This is a genomic window from Actinomadura citrea (assembly GCF_013409045.1).
GTDB lineage: Bacteria > Actinomycetota > Actinomycetes > Streptosporangiales > Streptosporangiaceae > Spirillospora > Spirillospora citrea.
Map to the genome: position 1 here is coordinate 6,745,443 of NZ_JACCBT010000001.1, position 16,874 is coordinate 6,762,316.

Consider the following 16,874-nt stretch of genomic DNA (forward strand, 5'->3'; position numbering starts at 1 on the left):
CCCTCGCGCGGATCGGCGCCCGGCTGGACTTCCCGTCCACCCCCGGGTGGAGGCCCCCGATCAGGTGTCGATGCGCTCCACGTCCAGCTCGGCTGCTCCGGCGGTGATGAACGCGCGGCGCGGGGCGACCTCGCTGCCCATCAGCAGGTCGAACACCTTGCCCGCCTCCTCGGCGTCCTCGATGCGGACGCGGCGCAGCACCCGGTGCCGGGGGTCGAGCGTCGTCTCCGCCAGCTGGTCGGCGTCCATCTCACCGAGGCCCTTGTAGCGCTGGATCGGCTCCTTCCAGCGCTGGCCCTTGCGCTCCAGCTCGACGAGCCGCTTCCGAAGCTCGGCGTCGGAGTAGGTGTAGATGTACTTCTCCTGCCCCTTCCGCGGCTTGACCAGCTCGATGCGGTGCAGCGGCGGGACGGCGGAGTAGATCCGCCCGGCCTCCAGCATCGGCCGCATGTAGCGGTGGAAGAGGGTGAGCAGCAGCGTGCGGATGTGCGCGCCGTCGACGTCGGCGTCGGCCAGGATCACCACGCGCCCGTAGCGGGCGGCGTCGACGTCGAACGTCCGCCCCGACCCGGCGCCGAGCACCTGGATGATCGCGGCGCACTCGGCGTTCTTCAGCATGTCGGCGACGGACGCCTTCTGCACGTTCAGGATCTTGCCGCGGATCGGCAGCAGCGCCTGGAACTCGGAGTCGCGGGCCAGCTTGGCGGTACCGAGGGCCGAGTCGCCCTCGACGATGAACAACTCGCTGCGGTCGTCGGCTGAGCGGCAGTCGACGAGCTTGGCCGGGAGGGCGGAGTTCTCCAGGGCGTTCTTGCGGCGCTGGTTGTCGCGCTGGGTGCGGGCGGAGATGCGCGTCTTGGCCGCGCCGACCACCTTCTCCAGGACGGCGCGCAGCGGCTGCTTCTGCCCGCGCGACGGGTTCTCGAAGATCGCGCGCAGCTCGCGCAGCACGACCTGGGAGACGATGCGCGTCGCGGCGGACGTGCCGAGGACCTCCTTGGTCTGGCCCTCGAACTGCGGCTCGGGCAGGCGGACCGTCACCACGGCGGTGAGGCCCTCCAGGACGTCCTCCTTGATGACGTCCTCGTCGCCGTTCTTGAGCAGCTTCGTCGCGCGGAGCTGCTCGTTGAGGACCTTGAGCACGGCGCGGTCGAAGCCGCGCACGTGCGTGCCGCCCTTCGGGGTGGCGATCACGTTGACGAACGACTTGGTGATCGTGTCGTAGCCGTTGCCCCAGCGCAGCGCGATGTCGACCTCGAGGTCGCGCTCGACGTCGGTGGGCGTCAGGTGGCCCTGGTCGTCGAGGACGGGGACGGTCTCGGTGAAGTGGCCGCGCCCCTGGAGCCGCAGCACGTCGACGATCGGGGCGTCCTTGGCGAGGTAGGAGCAGAACTCGCCGATGCCGCCGTCGAACCGGAACGTCTCGTCGACGATCTCCTCGCCGCGCTCGTCGCGGACGTCGATCGTCAGGCCCGGGATGAGGAACGCGGTCTGCCGCATCCTGTCGAGGATGAGGGACTGCTCGACCGTGGCGTCCTTCAGGAAGATCTGCAGATCGGGCCAGAAGCGGACGCGGGTACCGGTGGTCTTCTTGGCGACCTTGCGGACCTGCCGCAGGCCCGACCGCTTCTTGAAGCGGGCGTTCGGGCGGCCCTCGTCGGCGAACTCGCCGGGCAGGCCGCGCCGGAAGCTGATCGCGTGGGTGTGGCCGTCGCGGTCGACCTCCACGTCCAGCCGCGCGGACAGCGCGTTGACCACGGAGGCGCCGACGCCGTGCAGGCCGCCGGACGCCGTGTAGGACACGCCGCCGAACTTCCCGCCCGCGTGCAGCCGCGTCATGACCAGCTCGACGCCGGGCAGGCCCGTCTTGGGCTCCAGGTCGACCGGGATGCCGCGACCGTTGTCGCCCACCTCGAAGGAGCCGTCGGCGTGCATCGTCACGCTGATGTGCGTGCAGTAGCCCGCTAGGGCCTCGTCGACGCAGTTGTCGACGATCTCCCACAGGCAGTGCGCGAGGCCACGGCTGTCGGTCGACCCGATGTACATGCCGGGTCGCTTGCGCACGGCCTCCAGCCCCTCCAGCACCGAGAGGTGCCGGGCGGAGTAGCCGTGCGGGTCTTCGGTTGTCGCTTCGGCGGTCGCGGCGGTCAACGTGCGTGTGCTCCTCGGGGGTAGGACGGTCGGCAGCAGGGTACCCCCGGCCGCCGACAATCCACCGAAAGGCTCGCCGCCGCCGACGTTCCGCACGCCGGCGCGGGAGGGCCCGTACGGTTCGCCAGGCTACCCGTACTCCGACTTCTAGACCCGGACCTCCACCTTTGGATGGGTGTGAGAAGGCCCGATTCATCCCTACTGTCCTCCCATGGCGCAAACGATCGAGGTCACGGGCCTCCGCAAGCGATATGGGGACATCCGGGCCGTGGACGGGGTGACGTTCGCCGTCGAGGAGGGCGAGTTCTTCGGCATCCTCGGGCCGAACGGCGCGGGCAAGACCACCACGCTGGAGATCATCGAGGGGCTGCGGGAGCCGGACGAGGGCGACCTCACCGTGCTCGGCCTGTCCCCGTGGCCGCGCAACTCCAAGCTCCTCCCCAGGATCGGCGTCCAGTTGCAGGCGTCGTCGTTCTTCGAGCGGCTGACCGCGCGCGAGCAGTTGCGGACGTTCGGCTCCCTCTACGGCGTCACGGCGAAGAAGGCCGACGCGATGCTCGAACTGGTCGGCCTGGACGACAAGGCCGACACCCGCGTCGAGAAGCTCTCCGGCGGCCAGGCGCAGCGCCTGTCCATCGCGTGCGCGCTCGTGCACGACCCCGAGCTCGTGTTCCTGGACGAGCCCACCGCCGCGCTGGACCCGCAGGCCCGCCGCAACCTGTGGGACGTGCTCCGGTCGATCAACACCGAGGGCCGCACCATCGTCCTGACCACGCACTACATGGACGAGGCGGAGATGTTGTGCGACCGCGTCGCCATCATGGACGCGGGCAGGATCCTGAGGCTCGGCCCTCCGGCGGTGCTGGTACGCGGGCTGGACGCCCCGGCCAGGATCAGCGTGGCCAGCGGCGTCCTGGACGTCGGAGACGCGCGGCTGCTGCCGGGCGCGGACGAGGCCGAGGACGACGGCGTCTCGCTGACCATCTCCACCCGCGACCCCTCCGCGGTGGTCGCCGCCATGGCCGCCAAGGACGCGCTGGACGGCGTCCAGATCCGCGGCGCCACCCTTGAGGACGTCTTTCTGGAGCTCACCGGACGGGAGTACAGGGCGTGAGCACGTTCGAGAGTTTCAAGAGCCTGTCCAGGGCGATGTTCCTGGGCTTCCGGCGCGACCGCACCGCGCTGTTCTTCACCGTGCTGTTCCCCCTGATGTTCCTGGTCGTCTTCGGCGGGATCTTCGGCCACCAGTCCACGTCCAAGGTGAAGGTCCTGGAGGTCGGCAGGGCGCCGGTCCTCGACCAGGCGGTGGCGCAGGGAGCGGGAGAGCTCGGCAAGGTCCTGAAGGTCGAGAAGGCCACCGACCGCGCCGCCGCCCTGCGCACGGTGGAGAAGGGCGACGCGGACGCGGTCGTGGAGCAGCGCGGGGGCGAGCTGGTCGTCCACTACTCGGCGGCCGACCAGGTCAAGTCCGGGACGGTGCGGGGGCTGATGAACTCGGTCGTCCAGTCGGCGAACCTCTCGGCCTCCGGCAAGCCGCCCTCCTACCGGCTGACCGACCGGCAGGTGGAGGACGACTCGCTCAAGGCCATCCAGTTCTTCACGCCGAGCCTGCTGGGCTGGGCGCTGGCGTCGGCGGGCGTCTTCGGGGCGTCCCAGACGCTCGTCACGTGGCGGACCAAGGGAATCCTGCGCCGCCTCCAGCTCTCCCCGGCGCCCATTCCCACCGTGTTCGCCGCGCGCGTGGCGGTCAGCCTCGCCGTGGCCCTCGTCCAGTTCGCGCTCTTCGTGGTCGTGGCGCAGCTCCCGATGTTCGGCCTGAAGCTCAGCGGCGCCTGGTGGATGGCGATCCCGATGGTGATCGCGGGCGTGCTGGCCTTCCTGTCGATCGGGATGCTGATCGGCGCGTGGGCCAAGACCCAGGAGACCGCCCAGGCGGTGACCCAGCTGATCGTGCTGCCGATGGCGTTCCTGGGCGGCTCGTTCTTCCCGCTGGACGCCTCGCCGGGCTGGATGAGGGCGCTGTCCTACATCTTCCCCCTGCGCTATCTCAACGAGGGCATGCTCAATGTGATGGGCAGAGGGCTCGGGCCGACCTCCGCACTGCCCCAGATCGCCGTTCTGCTGGGGGTCGCGGTCGTCGGGGCCTTGATCGCCGTACGCCTGTTCCGGTGGGACGCCGCCTAATGTGACCTCGATCACTTATTGGGCCATTCTGCTGTGGGCGTACGAAGAACCAGGTTGGGAACGCCGACGTCGGGTTAGATGTTGTCCTAAGTACCGACCCCGAGCATGAGGAAGGTGCCGTGACTGGAGCCCTTGCCCCAACCAAGCCGCTGACCGTCGCCGACCGATGCGACCGCTGCGGCGCTCAGGCCTACGTCCGTGCGGTCCTTGTAGGCGGCGGCGACCTTCTGTTCTGCGCCCACCACGGACGCAAGTACGCAGAGGCGCTCCGCTCCAACGGGGCCGACATACAGGACGAGACCAACCGGCTCACCGAAACCCCTGCCGCCGCTCCTGACGAGGAGCGGTAGACCTCCAAATAGAGCGAGCCAAGGACGGCGGTCACCGGAGACGGTGGCCGCCGTTCGCTTTCATTCCTTTCGCGTGCCGAGCAGCATGATGCGGCGATAATCGCGGAGAGTATGCGAGTGATTGCATATCGTAACCATATTGGGACAGTGCCGAGATGCGCTCGGCCCTCCACTTCTCACCTCGCGGTGGCATTCCTCACGCGGTAGTGATAGGCGCCCGCCTGCACGAACCCCTCCGACTCGTACAGCGCCCTGGCGGGAGCGTTCCGCTCGACGACGACCAGGTACGCCCGCTTGCATCCCTGCTCGCTCCCCCAACCGAGAAGGGCCCGCAGGACGCGCCGACCCAGCCCCCGCCTTCGCGCGTCCGGCGCGACGGCCATGGCGTAGACGCCCAGCCAGTCTCCCTGGGGCACGCCGCGCCCCACGGCGAGACCGTCCACGCAGGCGTAGCCGGCGCTCACACCCCTCAGGATCTTCTCCGCCACCGGCAGCCGGCGGTCGTAGCGACCGTCCACCGACCACCACAGATCGAGCCACTCCCGGGACGGGGCGTCCATGACGTCCACGCGCTCCCGCTCGTAGGGACCGCCCAGTTCGGCCGTCATCGCGATCGTGCGTTCGACCAGCTCGTAGCCTCGCCCCTCAAGAACCCCGTCGAGCCCCTCAGGCCGCGCCTGGGCGTCCATCAGGAACACGGTCGGCAGCCCAAGCGCGGTGTAGAAGCGCTCAGCCCGCTCAACGGCCCGATCCACGTCCCCTGGGTCGTACAGGGGCAGGACGGAGTTGGCCCGCTTGGTCACGCCGTCGGCGTGGCGCAGCAGCCAGCCGCCAATATCCTGTGCGGAGGGCGCGGGCCACGCTTCGGCGACCAGTTCGTCCAACCGCCTCTCCAGGGACCGCGCCATCTGTCACCGCTTTCGGGGGAATCGTGCACATCCTGCTGCCGCCGTCGGAGAAGAAGGCTACCGAGGGGGACGGTCCGCCCCTCGACCTCGCCTCGCTGAGCTTCCCCGGCCTGACGCCGGCACGGCGGCGCGTCCTCGCGGCCCTGGCGAAGGCGTGCCGGGGCGCCGACGCGGCGGAGGTACTCGGTCTTCCCCCCGGGCAGGCGGGCGAGGCCCTCGCCCGCAACAGGGCGCTGCGCAAGGCGCCGACCCTGCCGGCGGCGCGGCTGTACACCGGTGTCCTCTACGACAACCTCGACCTGCCCGATCTGGACGCCGAGGCCGCCGCCCGGCAGATCATCGTGTTCTCGGGGCTGTGGGGCGCGCTGAGGCTCACCGACCGCGTCCCGCCCTACCGGCTGTCCATGGGGGTGTCGTTGCCCCCTGGGGGCGGCCTGGGGGCGTCGTGGCGCCCGGCGATGCGCAAGGCCCTCCGGCTGGACGACGACCTGGTCGTGGACATGCGGTCCGGACCGTACGCGTCGGTGTGGAAGGCGCCGGGCCCGGCGGTCTCCGTCAGGGTGTTCCGGGAGCGACTCGCGGGCGGCGTCGCCAAGCGCACCGTCGTCAGCCATATGGCCAAGGCGACCCGCGGGCGGATCGCCCACGACCTGATCAAGGCGGGCGCCGCGCCGCGCACCCCGGAGGACCTGGTGAAGGCCGTCGCCGGCCTCGGCCATACCGTCGAGCTGAACGGCGCGAACCTCGACGTCATCCTGCACGACTGACGGCCCGCGCACGGATCGACGGCACGCGCCCGGTGCGCGGCAGGGCCCCGGCGAGATCGCCGGGGCCCTGCCGTCGGTCGGTACGCGGCGCGGCCGGTCAGTCCAGGTAGTCGCGCAGGACCTGGGAACGCGACGGGTGGCGCAGCTTCGACATGGTCTTGGACTCGATCTGCCGGATGCGCTCCCGGGTCACCCCGTACACCTTGCCGATCTCGTCCAGCGTCTTCGGCTGGCCGTCGGTGAGGCCGAACCGCATCGACACCACGCCCGCCTCGCGCTCGCTGAGCGTGTCCAGGACGGAGTGGAGCTGCTCCTGCAGCAGCGTGAAGCTGACCGCGTCGGCCGGGACGATGGCCTCGGAGTCCTCGATGAGGTCGCCGAACTCGCTGTCGCCGTCCTCACCGAGGGGCGTGTGCAGCGAGATGGGCTCGCGGCCGTACTTCTGGACCTCGACGACCTTCTCCGGGGTCATGTCGAGCTCCTTGGCCAGCTCCTCCGGGGTGGGCTCGCGGCCCAGGTCCTGGAGCATCTGCCGCTGCACGCGCGCCAGCTTGTTGATGACCTCGACCATGTGCACCGGGATGCGGATGGTGCGGGCCTGGTCGGCCATCGCGCGGGTGATGGCCTGCCGGATCCACCAGGTGGCGTACGTGGAGAACTTGTAGCCCTTGGTGTAGTCGAACTTCTCGACCGCGCGGATCAGACCGAGGTTGCCCTCCTGGATCAGGTCCAGGAACAGCATGCCGCGACCGGTGTAGCGCTTGGCCAGCGAGACCACCAGGCGGAGGTTGGCCTCCAGGAGGTGGTTCTTGGCGCGGCGGCCGTCCTCGGCGATCCACTCGAAGTCCTCGAGGTCCTCTTCGGACATCGAGGGACCGGCGACGGCGAGGCGCTCCTCGGCGAACAGGCCGGCCTCGATCCGCTTGGCGAGCTCGACCTCCTGCTCGGCGTTCAGCAGCGGCACCTTGCCGATCTGCTTGAGGTAGTCCTTGACCGGGTCGGCGGTGGCGCCGGCGGCCGCGATCTGCTGCGCGGGCGCGTCCTCGTCGTCGTCGCCGAGGGTGAACCCCTCCTCCTCGGAGGGGGTGTCGCCCTTGCCGGTCGGAGCGACGGCCTTCGCGACGGGCGCGGCGGCGGGCTCCTCCTCGGCCTCGGGCTCCTCGGCCTCGGGCGTGTCGTCCACGAGCTCGACCTCAAGGTCGGTCAGGTCCTCGTCGAGGTCGACGTCGACCTCGTCGTCGACCTCGGGGTCCTCGCCCTTGTCGGCCTTGTCGGACGGGGCGGCCTTGACCGGCTGGACGGCGCCCTTCTTCGCCGGCGCGCCCTTCTTGGCCTTGGCGCCCTTGGCCGGAGCGGCCTTCTTCGGCGGCGCGGGCTTGGGAGCCGCCGGGCGCGGCGCGGCGGCGGCCTCCTCCGGCGCGTCGTCGCCGACGACGGCGGTCACCGTGTCGGGCTGCTCCTTGGCGGCGGCGGCGGTCTTGGGCCTGCGCGCCTGCGGCGTCGCGCGCTTGCGCGGACGCTTGGGCGCCGCGGAGTCGGCAGCGCTCACCATGACGGTCACACCCTCCTTGCTGAGGCTCCGCAGAATGCTGGAGGCCTTCGACACGGGGATGTCGGCCTCCTCGAACGTACGTCGTACGTCGTCGGCTTCGAGGTAACCCTGGGACCGTCCACGCTCGATCAGTTGCGCGATGACGTGATCGTGCAGATCTGACGCTTTCGAGGTCGAGCTAGCAGGCGACACAAATACCTCTCGAACGAACGTGTGGCTTGGTTGACCCAAGTGCCCTGACGGGCTCGGCCTCACACTGGGTGGGACCACACACGGAGCGGACCTCCCGGTGCGGGACCGCAGCGTACCCGCTCTCTCTGGGTCAAGCATTCTGGCACTGCTGCGCATTCCGCCTCGGAGTCCTACCCGGTAACACTCCACCTTAGAGGGCGCGGGGCGGTCCTTCGAACGTCTCGGACCGTCTCAGCGCCGACTTCGGCGGGGTTCACTCGGACTTGGGCGGGACGTGCAGGGCAAGCACGGTCACATCGTCTACCTGCTCATACCCGGCAAGCATCCGATCGACCAGGAAGTCGACGAGTCTCTCGGGATCTCCTACCACTTCAGGTGGGGCGTCCGCCGCGACGGCGACAAGCTCCTCCAGCCCGGCGTCCACCCCACGCCTACGGTTCTCCACAAGTCCATCGGAATAGAAGACCACAGTGTTGCCGGTCTGGATGGAAAAACTTGTCTGCTGCCGCTGGCTCGGCCAGCCGAGGGGCGTTCCAGGTTCCCGCGTGCTCACGCGGGCGGGCTTGTCGGGCGAGATCAGCAGGGCCGGAGGATGGCCCGCGTTGCTGAGCTCCCCCTGCCCGGTCTCGGGGTCGATGACCGCGTAGACGACGGTGGTGAACTGCTCCTCGTCCTCGGTGGCGCTGAACAGCCGGTCGAGCCCGGCCAGGACGGCGGCGGGACGCGGGTCGTTCAGCGCGAGGGCGCGCAGGGCGTTGCGGACGCGGCCCATTCCGGCCGCGGCGAGGACGCCCTTGCCCATCACGTCGCCGACGGCCACGGCGAGCCGGTTGTCGGCCAGGCGGAAGACGTCGTACCAGTCGCCGCCCACCTGCACGTGGCGTGTCGCGGGGTTGTAGCGGGCGGCCAGCGCCATGCCCGGGAGCTGCGGCAGGTCGCTCGGCAGCAGGCTCCGCTGGAGCTCCTCGGCGGTCTTGTGCTCGCGCTCGAACAGCAGGGCGCGCTCCACGGCCAGCGCGCACTGGCCCGCCAGCGCCTCCAGGAAGACCCGCTCCTCCTCGGTGATCTCCCTGGGCCGGGTGAACGAGAAGCGGAGCGCGCCGATCGGGGCACCGGCCGCGAGCAGCGGCAGGCCCACCCAGGCGCGCTCCTCCGTGTGCTGGGCGAACAGGTCCCGCTCGCCGTGGCCCAGTTGCAGGCGCAGGCTGTCGGGGTGCTCGGCCAGGAACGGCCGGCTCTCGCGCACCGCCACCGACATCACGGTCTGGTCGCTGACCTTGATCGCGTCGCGGGACGCCGAGGGCGTCTCGCCCTCCGAGCCCGGCTGGGACGGGGCCACGATGCTGAGCCGCAGCTTGTCGTCGTCCAGCAGGGCCACCGCGGAGTAGTCGGCGCCGATGGCGGACCGTCCGACCTCGGTGATGACCTGGACCACCTGGGAGACGGTCAAGGCCTCGGCGAGCATGGAAGTGGCCTGCTGGAGGCGGGCGGTGCGCAGCGCCGCCGCCGAGAGCTGCTCGGTCAGGCGGCCGCGCATCTCCTCGGCCTCGCGCTGCCCCGTGACGTCGGTGTTGGCGCCGACCCACTCGATCACCGCGTCGCCGCGCCAGATGGGCACGGCCCTGACGTCGAAGTGCCGGTAGGTGCCGCTCTTGGTGCGGATGCGGTAGTTGGTCTCGAAGACCCGGTTCTCCCCGACGCAGTCGCGCCAGTGCGCGTCGATGCGGGGCCGGTCCTCGGGGTGCACGACCGACAGCCAGCCGCCGACCGCGTAGTCGTCCGGCGTCTGGCCGGTGATCGCGCGCCACTCGGGCGCGTCGTCGATCACGCCGCCGGCCGGTGCGGCGACCCACACCACCTGGGCGCTGGCCTCCACGAGCGAGCGGTAGCGCTGCTCCTTGCGGCGGATGACCTCCTCGGCCCTGCGCCGCTCGGTCACGTCCAGGGCGGTCAGGACGACGCCCGGCCGCTCGTCGCCGCCGCCCTTGGCGGGCAGCCACGTGCACGACAGGATGCGCTCCTCGACGGCGGTGGCCACTCCGGGCGGCGCGCCGGACGCCTCGGGCGCCCGGACCGGGAAGACGAGTTCGAGATCGCTCACCGCGCGGTCTTCGGCGATCACCTTGCGGAGCGCCGTCTCGAACGCCGCCGCCAGGGTCTCCGGCAGCACCTCCGACGGCCGGCGCTGCTGGAGATCGCGGACGCGCACGTCCAGCAGTTCCGCGAGCGCGTCGTTGGCCCGGCGGCAACGCAGGTCGCGGTCGAAGAACGCCAGCCCCTCGGGGGCTTCCTTCAGCAAGGTCGCGTACAGCGCGGCGTCGGACGCATCCATGGGCTGCCCCTCCACCCCTGAGACGCGGGGATGCGGAACGGACGTCTCGGTGCTCAACGACAACACCTCCGCCCCAGAGGGTCCCGTACCGCGCGGCAATTATTCATCACTATGAGTGAATGGGAGCAGGTTAACGCTCCCGCCTCCATCACAACACCGGTCGGAGTCAGGTATTCATCATCCCGATGGTTCGCCGCCTACGGAAGCCCTGCTGAACATCCTTGTCCCTTCGGCCCCAGACGAACTCGTCGGTTTCGGACACCGTCGTGGAGGGCCCGCGGGGCGGCCCGGCAAGGACGGCGAGTAGGAGATGTTACGGCGTGCAAGCGTCACTGGATGTCAACTCGCCACGTTCGGCGAGTTCCACCCCGCTCCCGACCTTACTCGGCGGCCTTGGCGGCGGCCTTCATTTCCTGCTTGAAGGCCCGCACCCTGGCGAGAGAGTCGGGGCCGGTGATGTCGGCGACGGACCGGTGCGAGCCCTCCTCACCGTAGTCGCCGGCCGCCTCGCGCCAGCCGTCCGGCCGAATTCCGTACTGCTTGCCCAGCAGGGCCAGGAAGATCTGTGCCTTCTGTTTGCCGAAGCCCGGAAGGGCGTTCAGCCGCTTGTACAGCTCCTTGCCGCTGTCGACGCCCTTCCACAGCTTCTCGGCGTCCCCGTCGTAGTGGTCCACGAGGTACCGGCACAGCTGCTGGACGCGCTTGGCCATCGAACCGGGATAACGGTGGACCGCCGGCTTCTCTGCCAGGAGCGCCGCGAACCGCTCGGGGTCATGGGCGGCGATCTCGTGGGCGTCCAGGTCGTCCGAACCGAGCCGCTGCGCGATGGTGTAGGGGCCGGAGAACGCCCATTCCATCGGGACCTGCTGGTCGAGCAACATGCCCACAAGAGCGGCCAGCGGACTGCGTCCGAGCAGCTCGTCGGCCTCCGGACGCTGTGCGAGGTGAACCTTCGTGGCCATGGGCTCAGCTTAGGGCGGCGCCCGGATCCTGCTGGGGGGCGACGCCCGGATCTGTCAGAAGTCTTACGAGGTCCCCCGGACCCTGGCGAGCCGCAGGCGGCGGGTGCTCGAATGGAACGGTGAGCGAGGACGAACGGGCGGAAGGCAGCCCGGTAGGACGGAGGGTGGTCCTGGGGATGCTCGGCCTCGGCGTGGCGGGGGTCGCCGTGGGGGCATCCGTCCAGGACAAGGTGAGCCGGGCGCTGGCGCCGGTCGGACCGATCGGGGACGTCCTGCCGGCCGCCGGCGGGTTCCGCTACTACTCGGTCACGTCCGGCGTGAAGCGGCACGGCGCCGCGACGCACCGGGTGACCGTTTCCGGCCTTGTCGACAAGCCGCAATCGTTTGGGATGGCCGATCTGGCGCATTTTCCGCAGACAGTGCTCGACAGGGACTTCCAGTGCGTGACGGGCTGGCGGGTGCCGGACGTGCGGTGGGTCGGCGTGGCTCTGCCCGACCTGCTGGACGCGGTCGGCGTGTCCGCCCAGGCACGGGCCGTGCGGTTCACGTCGTTCGACGGCGTTTACACCGAGTCGCTGACGCTCGAGCAGGCGCGACGCCGGGACGTCCTGGTCGCGACCCAGATGGACGGCAAGCCCGTCACCCACGACCACGGCGGCCCCACACGGCTGTACGTCGCGCCCATGTACGGCTACAAGTCGCTGAAATGGCTCGGCGGCATCGAACTGACCGACCGGGTGAAGCCCGGCTACTGGGAGGAACTCGGCTACGACGTGGACGCCTGGGTGGGACGGTCGAACGGACGCAGCGATGCGCCGACCTGAGCCGTCGTCGGGACGGCTCGTACGGTTCACCCGGGCCGAACGCTCGATCCATCAAGTCACCGCGCTGCTGATGCTGGTCTGCCTGCTGACCGCGGCGCTGCTCTACCTGCCGCCGCTGTCGGCGTTGGTGGGCCGCAGGGAGATGGTCAGGACCGTCCATGTCTGGTGCGGGTTCGCCCTGCCCGCGCCGATCGTGCTCGGTCTGCTGTCCCGGGCGTTCAGGGCCGACCTTCGCAGGTTGAACAGGTTCGTGCCCGCGGACTGGCAGTGGCTCAGGCGCGGCGACCGCAGGGCCGTGCGGGACGGGCGCGGGGTCCTGCCCGTGGGCAAGTTCAACGCGGGCCAGAAGCTGAACGCGGCGTTCACGGCGGGCGCGATCCTCGTCATGCTCGGCACCGGCGAGATCATGACCTTCCCCGGTCCGTGGGGCGACCGGTGGCGGACCGGCTCCACCTTCGTCCACGACTGGCTCTTCCTGGCCGTCCTCGCGGTGACCGCCGGGCACCTGTGGGAGGCGCTGCGGGATCGCGAGGCGCTGACGGGGATGCTGACCGGTCGGGTGGACCCCGGCTGGGCCGCACGGCATCACGCGAGCTGGGCCGTCCCCGCGGGAAGAACCCCGGACGCCGGTGGACGACCGGCCGCCGGCGGGGCGAATGCGCAGGTGGACGGGGCGGGTGCGCAGGCGGGCGAGGCGACGGCCGATCCTCGGGGGACGTCCGGTGAACGGGGTCCAGATTTTGCGAAACGACCTCCCGGCATGTCTTGACTCTGCCCGCATGGGGGCTGGAATGTGACATCGAGGCGGGGTTCTCACTGAAGCTCCCTTGCCAGGGCCGGTCCGAGGAGCGCTCCGTCTCACCGGCGGCGTCCCCGCCCGCCGGTACCCCGTGCGCGGAGGTGTGCGCTGATGCCTGCACTGGCCGATCACCGGAACGAGACACGTGACACGCTCGCACGCCGGCTTTGCGACGAGTTCGGGTCCTTCCCCTCAGACGCGGTGCACCGGTGCGTGGCCGACGTCCAGGCCTGCATGGCCCATCTGGGTCTGGAGGCCACGCCGGACAGAGTCGAGCGGATGGCCCGGGAGCAGCTCACCGGGATCCTGAAATCGCGGCCGCCCTCTGGGCGCGCGCCCGCCGGCGGCGTCGCCGACCGAACGGACGGCTGAGCCGCCAATCGCCCACGCGGGTGGCGCGACGGCGACCCATTCCGGCCTTCGGCGTTGTCCGGGCCACCGTCCCCGCCGGATCTGAGAGGCTAGAGGGGTGAGTCCCCGCAGCCGCAGCCGCTCCTCCGGGGACCCGGCCCGGGACGGCCCGAACCCCCCGGACGAGGTCTCGGCGATTTTCGACGGCATGCTCCAGCACGCCCGCGAACTGCTGGCGGTGCGCAGTCCCCTGGACGCCGAGCTGATCGTCAGCGAGATCCTCGGCTCCTGGTGGGGGCAGCGCATCCCGGACGGCGACGTGGAAGAGGTCATCGGCGAGGCCCTGGTCGGCTACGCCACGGCCGCCGCCACGCCCGCGGCACTGGCGCTGCTCACCGGGGTCGCCTACATGGGCACCCCGCGGCAGGCGGCCAAGGCCGAACGCGCGGCACTGCAACTGATGGGCGACGGCGTCGCCAGGCCCGGCTGGGCCGACCGCGTCGGCATGGTCGAGCCCGAGGCGTGCTTCGCGTCCCGGGACGTCTACGGCGACCAGGACTCCGTCATCTGCACCTACACCTACGGGGGCGCCGAAAGGCATGCCCTGGTCATCCTGGTCGACCGCAACAGGGCCGGAGAGGTCCAGCCGCGCGGCGGTCCGTTCGCGTCCGGCGCGCGCACGGGACGGCCTCCGGCGAGCGGGATGGTCCGGGACGCCTGGGTCTCCTCCCGGGTGGACCGGCTCCTCGACCACTGCCGCCGCGAAGGCCGCGACAACCCGCTGATGCGGTTCGAGGAGCTCGACCCGCGCGACACCAAGGCATTGCTGCAGAGCGCCCTGGATCTCACCGACGAGACAGACGACCCGCCGGTGAACGAGAACTTCGGCTCCTACCACGCATTCGTCCGCGCGCGCGTGGACATCCTTCCGCCGGGCGGCCGCCTGCCCCAGCCTCCGGTGTACGGGCACGACAGGCGCGCCACGATCGCGACGCGGTTCCTCGCCTCGGACGAGGCCGGTGAGCTGTCGGACATCTCCGCGGCGATCCGGTGCGTGGACCGGATCATCGACTACGGCTGCGCGCACGACTTCGGGCGGCCGCTGCGGGTCAGCCCGATCAAGTGCGAGATGTTCCTGCTCGACTGGCTGCCGCGCAAGGTCCTGCTCTCCCCGTCGGAGCAGGAGGCCGTCCCCCACGTGCTGGCCGCGTGGGTCCGCTGGGCCGGGCGGCGGACGGGGCTGCCGGAAGAGGGCGTCAGGGCGACCCTGGACGCCCTCTGGGACGCCACCGCGAAGTTCTCCGCGGCCTACCGCGATCCGGCCGCCTTCGGCCTCGACCGGGCTCTGGTCGACCGGCTCCTGCCCGACGGCGACCTGGAGGCCCTCCCCCGCCGCGCGTTCGCCCTGCCGTTCCTGTCGGGCACGCACCGGCCGGCGGGGCGGCCCGGCCTCGTCGACCTGTCGGAGCTGGACCCGGCCGACCCGGGCGACCGCCGCGCCCTGCTGGAGTTCGAACATCCGGGAGGCGACGAGGAGCACCTCGCCGCGCACGTGCGGCTCGCGGGGCTGCTGTGGGACGGCGAGCCGCCGCACCTGTGGGACACCGCCCAGTCGCTGCTGGACGTCGGCTACGAACGCCATGAGATCCTGCACAGACTCATCGACGTCCTCGACCGCTGCGGGGACGACCCGGACGCCCTCCGGGAGGCCCTGCGTGTGCTTCGTCACGAACCCCCGCCCGACTGAACTCCTGGTTTGCGCGTCGCGCTCCCGGCGACAATCATCGGGTCCCGGGCGCGGTCTCGCGGGGGTCGGCACCGGCCCCTGGTCGTAGGGAGTGATCTTGTTGGAGTGGTCCGAGTTCGCCCGGCGGCTGGGACGTGAGCTGGCGGAGCTCGAACGGGACACGATCCTGATCGTGCGCGAACGCGACGAGAGCCGTCACTACGTCCAGGCCATGCGCGAGCCCGACCGGCTCTACGCCGAGGCCGTCAGCAACAACTTCCTCGAAGGCCCCCTCCTGCTCACCCTCGCCGACGAGGAGGTCATGAGCGAGGTGGGCTGGCGCCCGCCCGCCGACCCCGCGCCGCGCAACTGGTGGACGGAGCTGCCGGAGGCGGGCATGCCCGGCGGGATGGCGAGCGTGACCGACGCCGACTTCTCGCGGCTTGCCGACGTGATGGTCACGGCGCTCCGGGACGTCCAGGGCGTCCGCCGCCCGTCCGACCTCGTGTACGAGTCGTTCCACCGGCACGGGGCCGGCCTCATCGAACTGCTCGACTTCGGGATCGAGGTGGCCGACCCGTCGCGGGTGAGCAAGCGCCGCGCGTCGTCCGGCGGCGTCCGTTCCGGTGCCGAGCCCCTGCCCGGGGCCGACCCGCTGCCCGCCGGCGCTCCCCCGGCGGGGACGCGGCTGCCGCTGCCGGAGCAGGCACTGCCCGGCATGGACGCGGAACTGCTCGAACCCCGCCTTGCCGAAGCCAAGGCGAACGGCGACAACACCACCTACTTCAAGCTCCTGGAGAACGCCGACCTGGTCCTGCCGGCGACCGCCTCCGCCGTGGAGGACCCCGACCGCGCCGAGTTCCCCACCATCACCATCGGCAGCGGCACCTATGTCACGGTGTTCACCTCGCCCGGGGCACTGGCGCGCACCGGCGACCGGCACCCCGGCCTGTACCGGCGCACCTCGTTCGGCCGGCTGGCCGCCGGCTGGCCCGATCCCGCGTGGCGCCTGGCCATCAACTGGGGCCTGCCCAGCGAAGTGCTCCTGGACTCGTCCGTCATCGGGCGGTTGCAGGGCGGCCGAGGCGGGGCGCCCGATCCCCTCCAGGGGGCGCCCGATCCCCTCCAGTACGACCCCCTGCCGAGCGAGCCCAACCCGTACGGCACGGTCGACCCCAACGCGCTCTCTGGGCCGAACCCCGTCGCCGGCGGCTCGGCCACCCCGGTCAACGGTTCGGCGCACGGCGTCCGCGCCCCGGGCGGGGCGACGCCTGGTGGAGTGGCGCCGGGCGAGGCGTCGGACTTCCCGTACGACGACTCCCACACGGCGATCGACCCGTACACCGCGGCCGACCTGCGGGCGGCCCTCGACGCCGGCGGAGCCCCGCCCCGGGCGCCGGAGCCTGCCGCGGCGGCACCTCTCGGCGCACCGACCGACGACCCGCCGGCCGAGACGCCGGCCGACACGCCGCCGCCGGCCGTGAGCCCGCCGGCCATGAACTCGCCGGCCGACACGAGGCCGGCGGGCAGCGGCCCGGCCGACGATCCGCAGGACCGGCCGGCGCGTCGGCCTCAGGCGCCCGCTCCCGGGCCGCGCCCGGTGGGCGTCCCGATGCGGCCGCCGCACGGCACGCGCCTGTGGCGCTCGGCGGGCGAGGGCGAGCAGGCACCGGTCGCCGTCTTCGACGCCATCGGCGGCGTCTGGGCACCGGTGCGGGCCGACGCGGTTCCGGCTCCCTGGACCGAGTGACGCGCCCTTCGGCTACCGTCGAGTAC

Annotated in this window: 14 protein-coding genes; 9 read left to right on the forward strand and 5 right to left on the reverse strand. The window is 71.3% G+C overall.

Annotated features, from left to right (window positions below; translation table 11 throughout):
• Window positions 1-60: 60 nt before the first annotated feature.
• Window positions 61-2,151, reverse strand: a complete 2,091-nt coding sequence (locus BJ999_RS31025) for a DNA gyrase/topoisomerase IV subunit B (RefSeq protein WP_179836549.1) — start codon at window positions 2,149-2,151, stop codon at window positions 61-63.
• Between the two features lie 211 nt (window positions 2,152-2,362).
• Here BJ999_RS31025 and BJ999_RS31030 point away from each other — a divergent pair, with 211 nt between their 5' ends.
• From BJ999_RS31030 to BJ999_RS31040, 3 genes are all read left to right on the forward strand, one after another.
• A complete protein-coding gene (locus tag BJ999_RS31030; RefSeq protein ID WP_179836550.1) occupies window positions 2,363-3,265 on the forward strand; it encodes an ABC transporter ATP-binding protein in 903 nt (300 codons plus the stop codon).
• A complete protein-coding gene (locus BJ999_RS31035) occupies window positions 3,262-4,335 on the forward strand; it encodes an ABC transporter permease (protein WP_229810151.1) in 1,074 nt (357 codons plus the stop codon). The genes BJ999_RS31030 and BJ999_RS31035 overlap by 4 nt, the downstream gene beginning before the upstream one ends.
• A 119-nt stretch (window positions 4,336-4,454) precedes the next feature.
• Entirely contained in the window at window positions 4,455-4,685 is a 231-nt protein-coding gene (locus BJ999_RS31040) for a DUF7455 domain-containing protein (protein ID WP_179836551.1), read from the forward strand.
• A 176-nt stretch (window positions 4,686-4,861) separates the two neighbouring features.
• On the opposite strand, the gene BJ999_RS31045 is transcribed toward BJ999_RS31040, so the two are convergent.
• A complete protein-coding gene (locus BJ999_RS31045; protein WP_229810152.1) occupies window positions 4,862-5,569 on the reverse strand; it encodes a GNAT family N-acetyltransferase in 708 nt (235 codons plus the stop codon).
• A gap of 47 nt (window positions 5,570-5,616) precedes the next feature.
• Between BJ999_RS31045 and BJ999_RS31050 the strand changes: the two genes are divergently transcribed.
• Window positions 5,617-6,360 (forward strand): YaaA family protein, encoded by a 744-nt coding sequence (locus BJ999_RS31050; RefSeq protein WP_179836553.1) that lies wholly within the window; start codon window positions 5,617-5,619, stop codon window positions 6,358-6,360.
• 97 nt (window positions 6,361-6,457) lie between these two features.
• On the opposite strand, the gene BJ999_RS31055 is transcribed toward BJ999_RS31050, so the two are convergent.
• The 3 genes from BJ999_RS31055 to BJ999_RS31065 form a co-directional block, all read right to left on the reverse strand.
• The gene (locus BJ999_RS31055; RefSeq protein ID WP_179836554.1) at window positions 6,458-8,104 is read right to left on the reverse strand and encodes an RNA polymerase sigma factor; all 1,647 of its coding nucleotides are present in this window, start codon (window positions 8,102-8,104) and stop codon (window positions 6,458-6,460) included.
• Between the two features lie 253 nt (window positions 8,105-8,357).
• Window positions 8,358-10,436, reverse strand: coding sequence for a SpoIIE family protein phosphatase (locus BJ999_RS31060; RefSeq protein ID WP_179836555.1), 2,079 nt, complete (start codon window positions 10,434-10,436; stop codon window positions 8,358-8,360).
• A 380-nt stretch (window positions 10,437-10,816) separates the two neighbouring features.
• On the reverse strand, window positions 10,817-11,398 hold the full coding sequence (locus BJ999_RS31065; protein ID WP_179836556.1) for an HhH-GPD-type base excision DNA repair protein: 582 nt from the start codon (window positions 11,396-11,398) through the stop codon (window positions 10,817-10,819).
• Window positions 11,399-11,517: 119 nt separating this feature from the next.
• Here BJ999_RS31065 and BJ999_RS42505 point away from each other — a divergent pair, with 119 nt between their 5' ends.
• The 5 genes from BJ999_RS42505 (at window position 11,518) to BJ999_RS42510 (ending at window position 16,848) form a co-directional block, all read left to right on the forward strand.
• Window positions 11,518-12,222, forward strand: a complete 705-nt coding sequence (locus BJ999_RS42505) for a molybdopterin-dependent oxidoreductase (RefSeq protein WP_218935306.1) — start codon at window positions 11,518-11,520, stop codon at window positions 12,220-12,222.
• Window positions 12,209-12,991 (forward strand): cytochrome b/b6 domain-containing protein, encoded by a 783-nt coding sequence (locus tag BJ999_RS31075; RefSeq protein WP_179836557.1) that lies wholly within the window; start codon window positions 12,209-12,211, stop codon window positions 12,989-12,991. The genes BJ999_RS42505 and BJ999_RS31075 overlap by 14 nt, the downstream gene beginning before the upstream one ends.
• A 141-nt stretch (window positions 12,992-13,132) precedes the next feature.
• A complete protein-coding gene (locus BJ999_RS31080; protein WP_179836558.1) occupies window positions 13,133-13,393 on the forward strand; it encodes a hypothetical protein in 261 nt (86 codons plus the stop codon).
• A 187-nt stretch (window positions 13,394-13,580) separates the two neighbouring features.
• Complete coding sequence (locus tag BJ999_RS31085) at window positions 13,581-15,119, forward strand: hypothetical protein (protein WP_179838940.1); 1,539 nt, start codon at window positions 13,581-13,583, stop codon at window positions 15,117-15,119.
• Between the two features lie 97 nt (window positions 15,120-15,216).
• Window positions 15,217-16,848 carry a TY-Chap domain-containing protein gene (locus tag BJ999_RS42510; protein ID WP_229810153.1) on the forward strand — a complete coding sequence of 544 codons (1,632 nt, stop codon included), beginning with the start codon at window positions 15,217-15,219 and terminating at the stop codon, window positions 16,846-16,848.
• The last annotated feature ends 26 nt before the right edge of the window (window positions 16,849-16,874 follow it).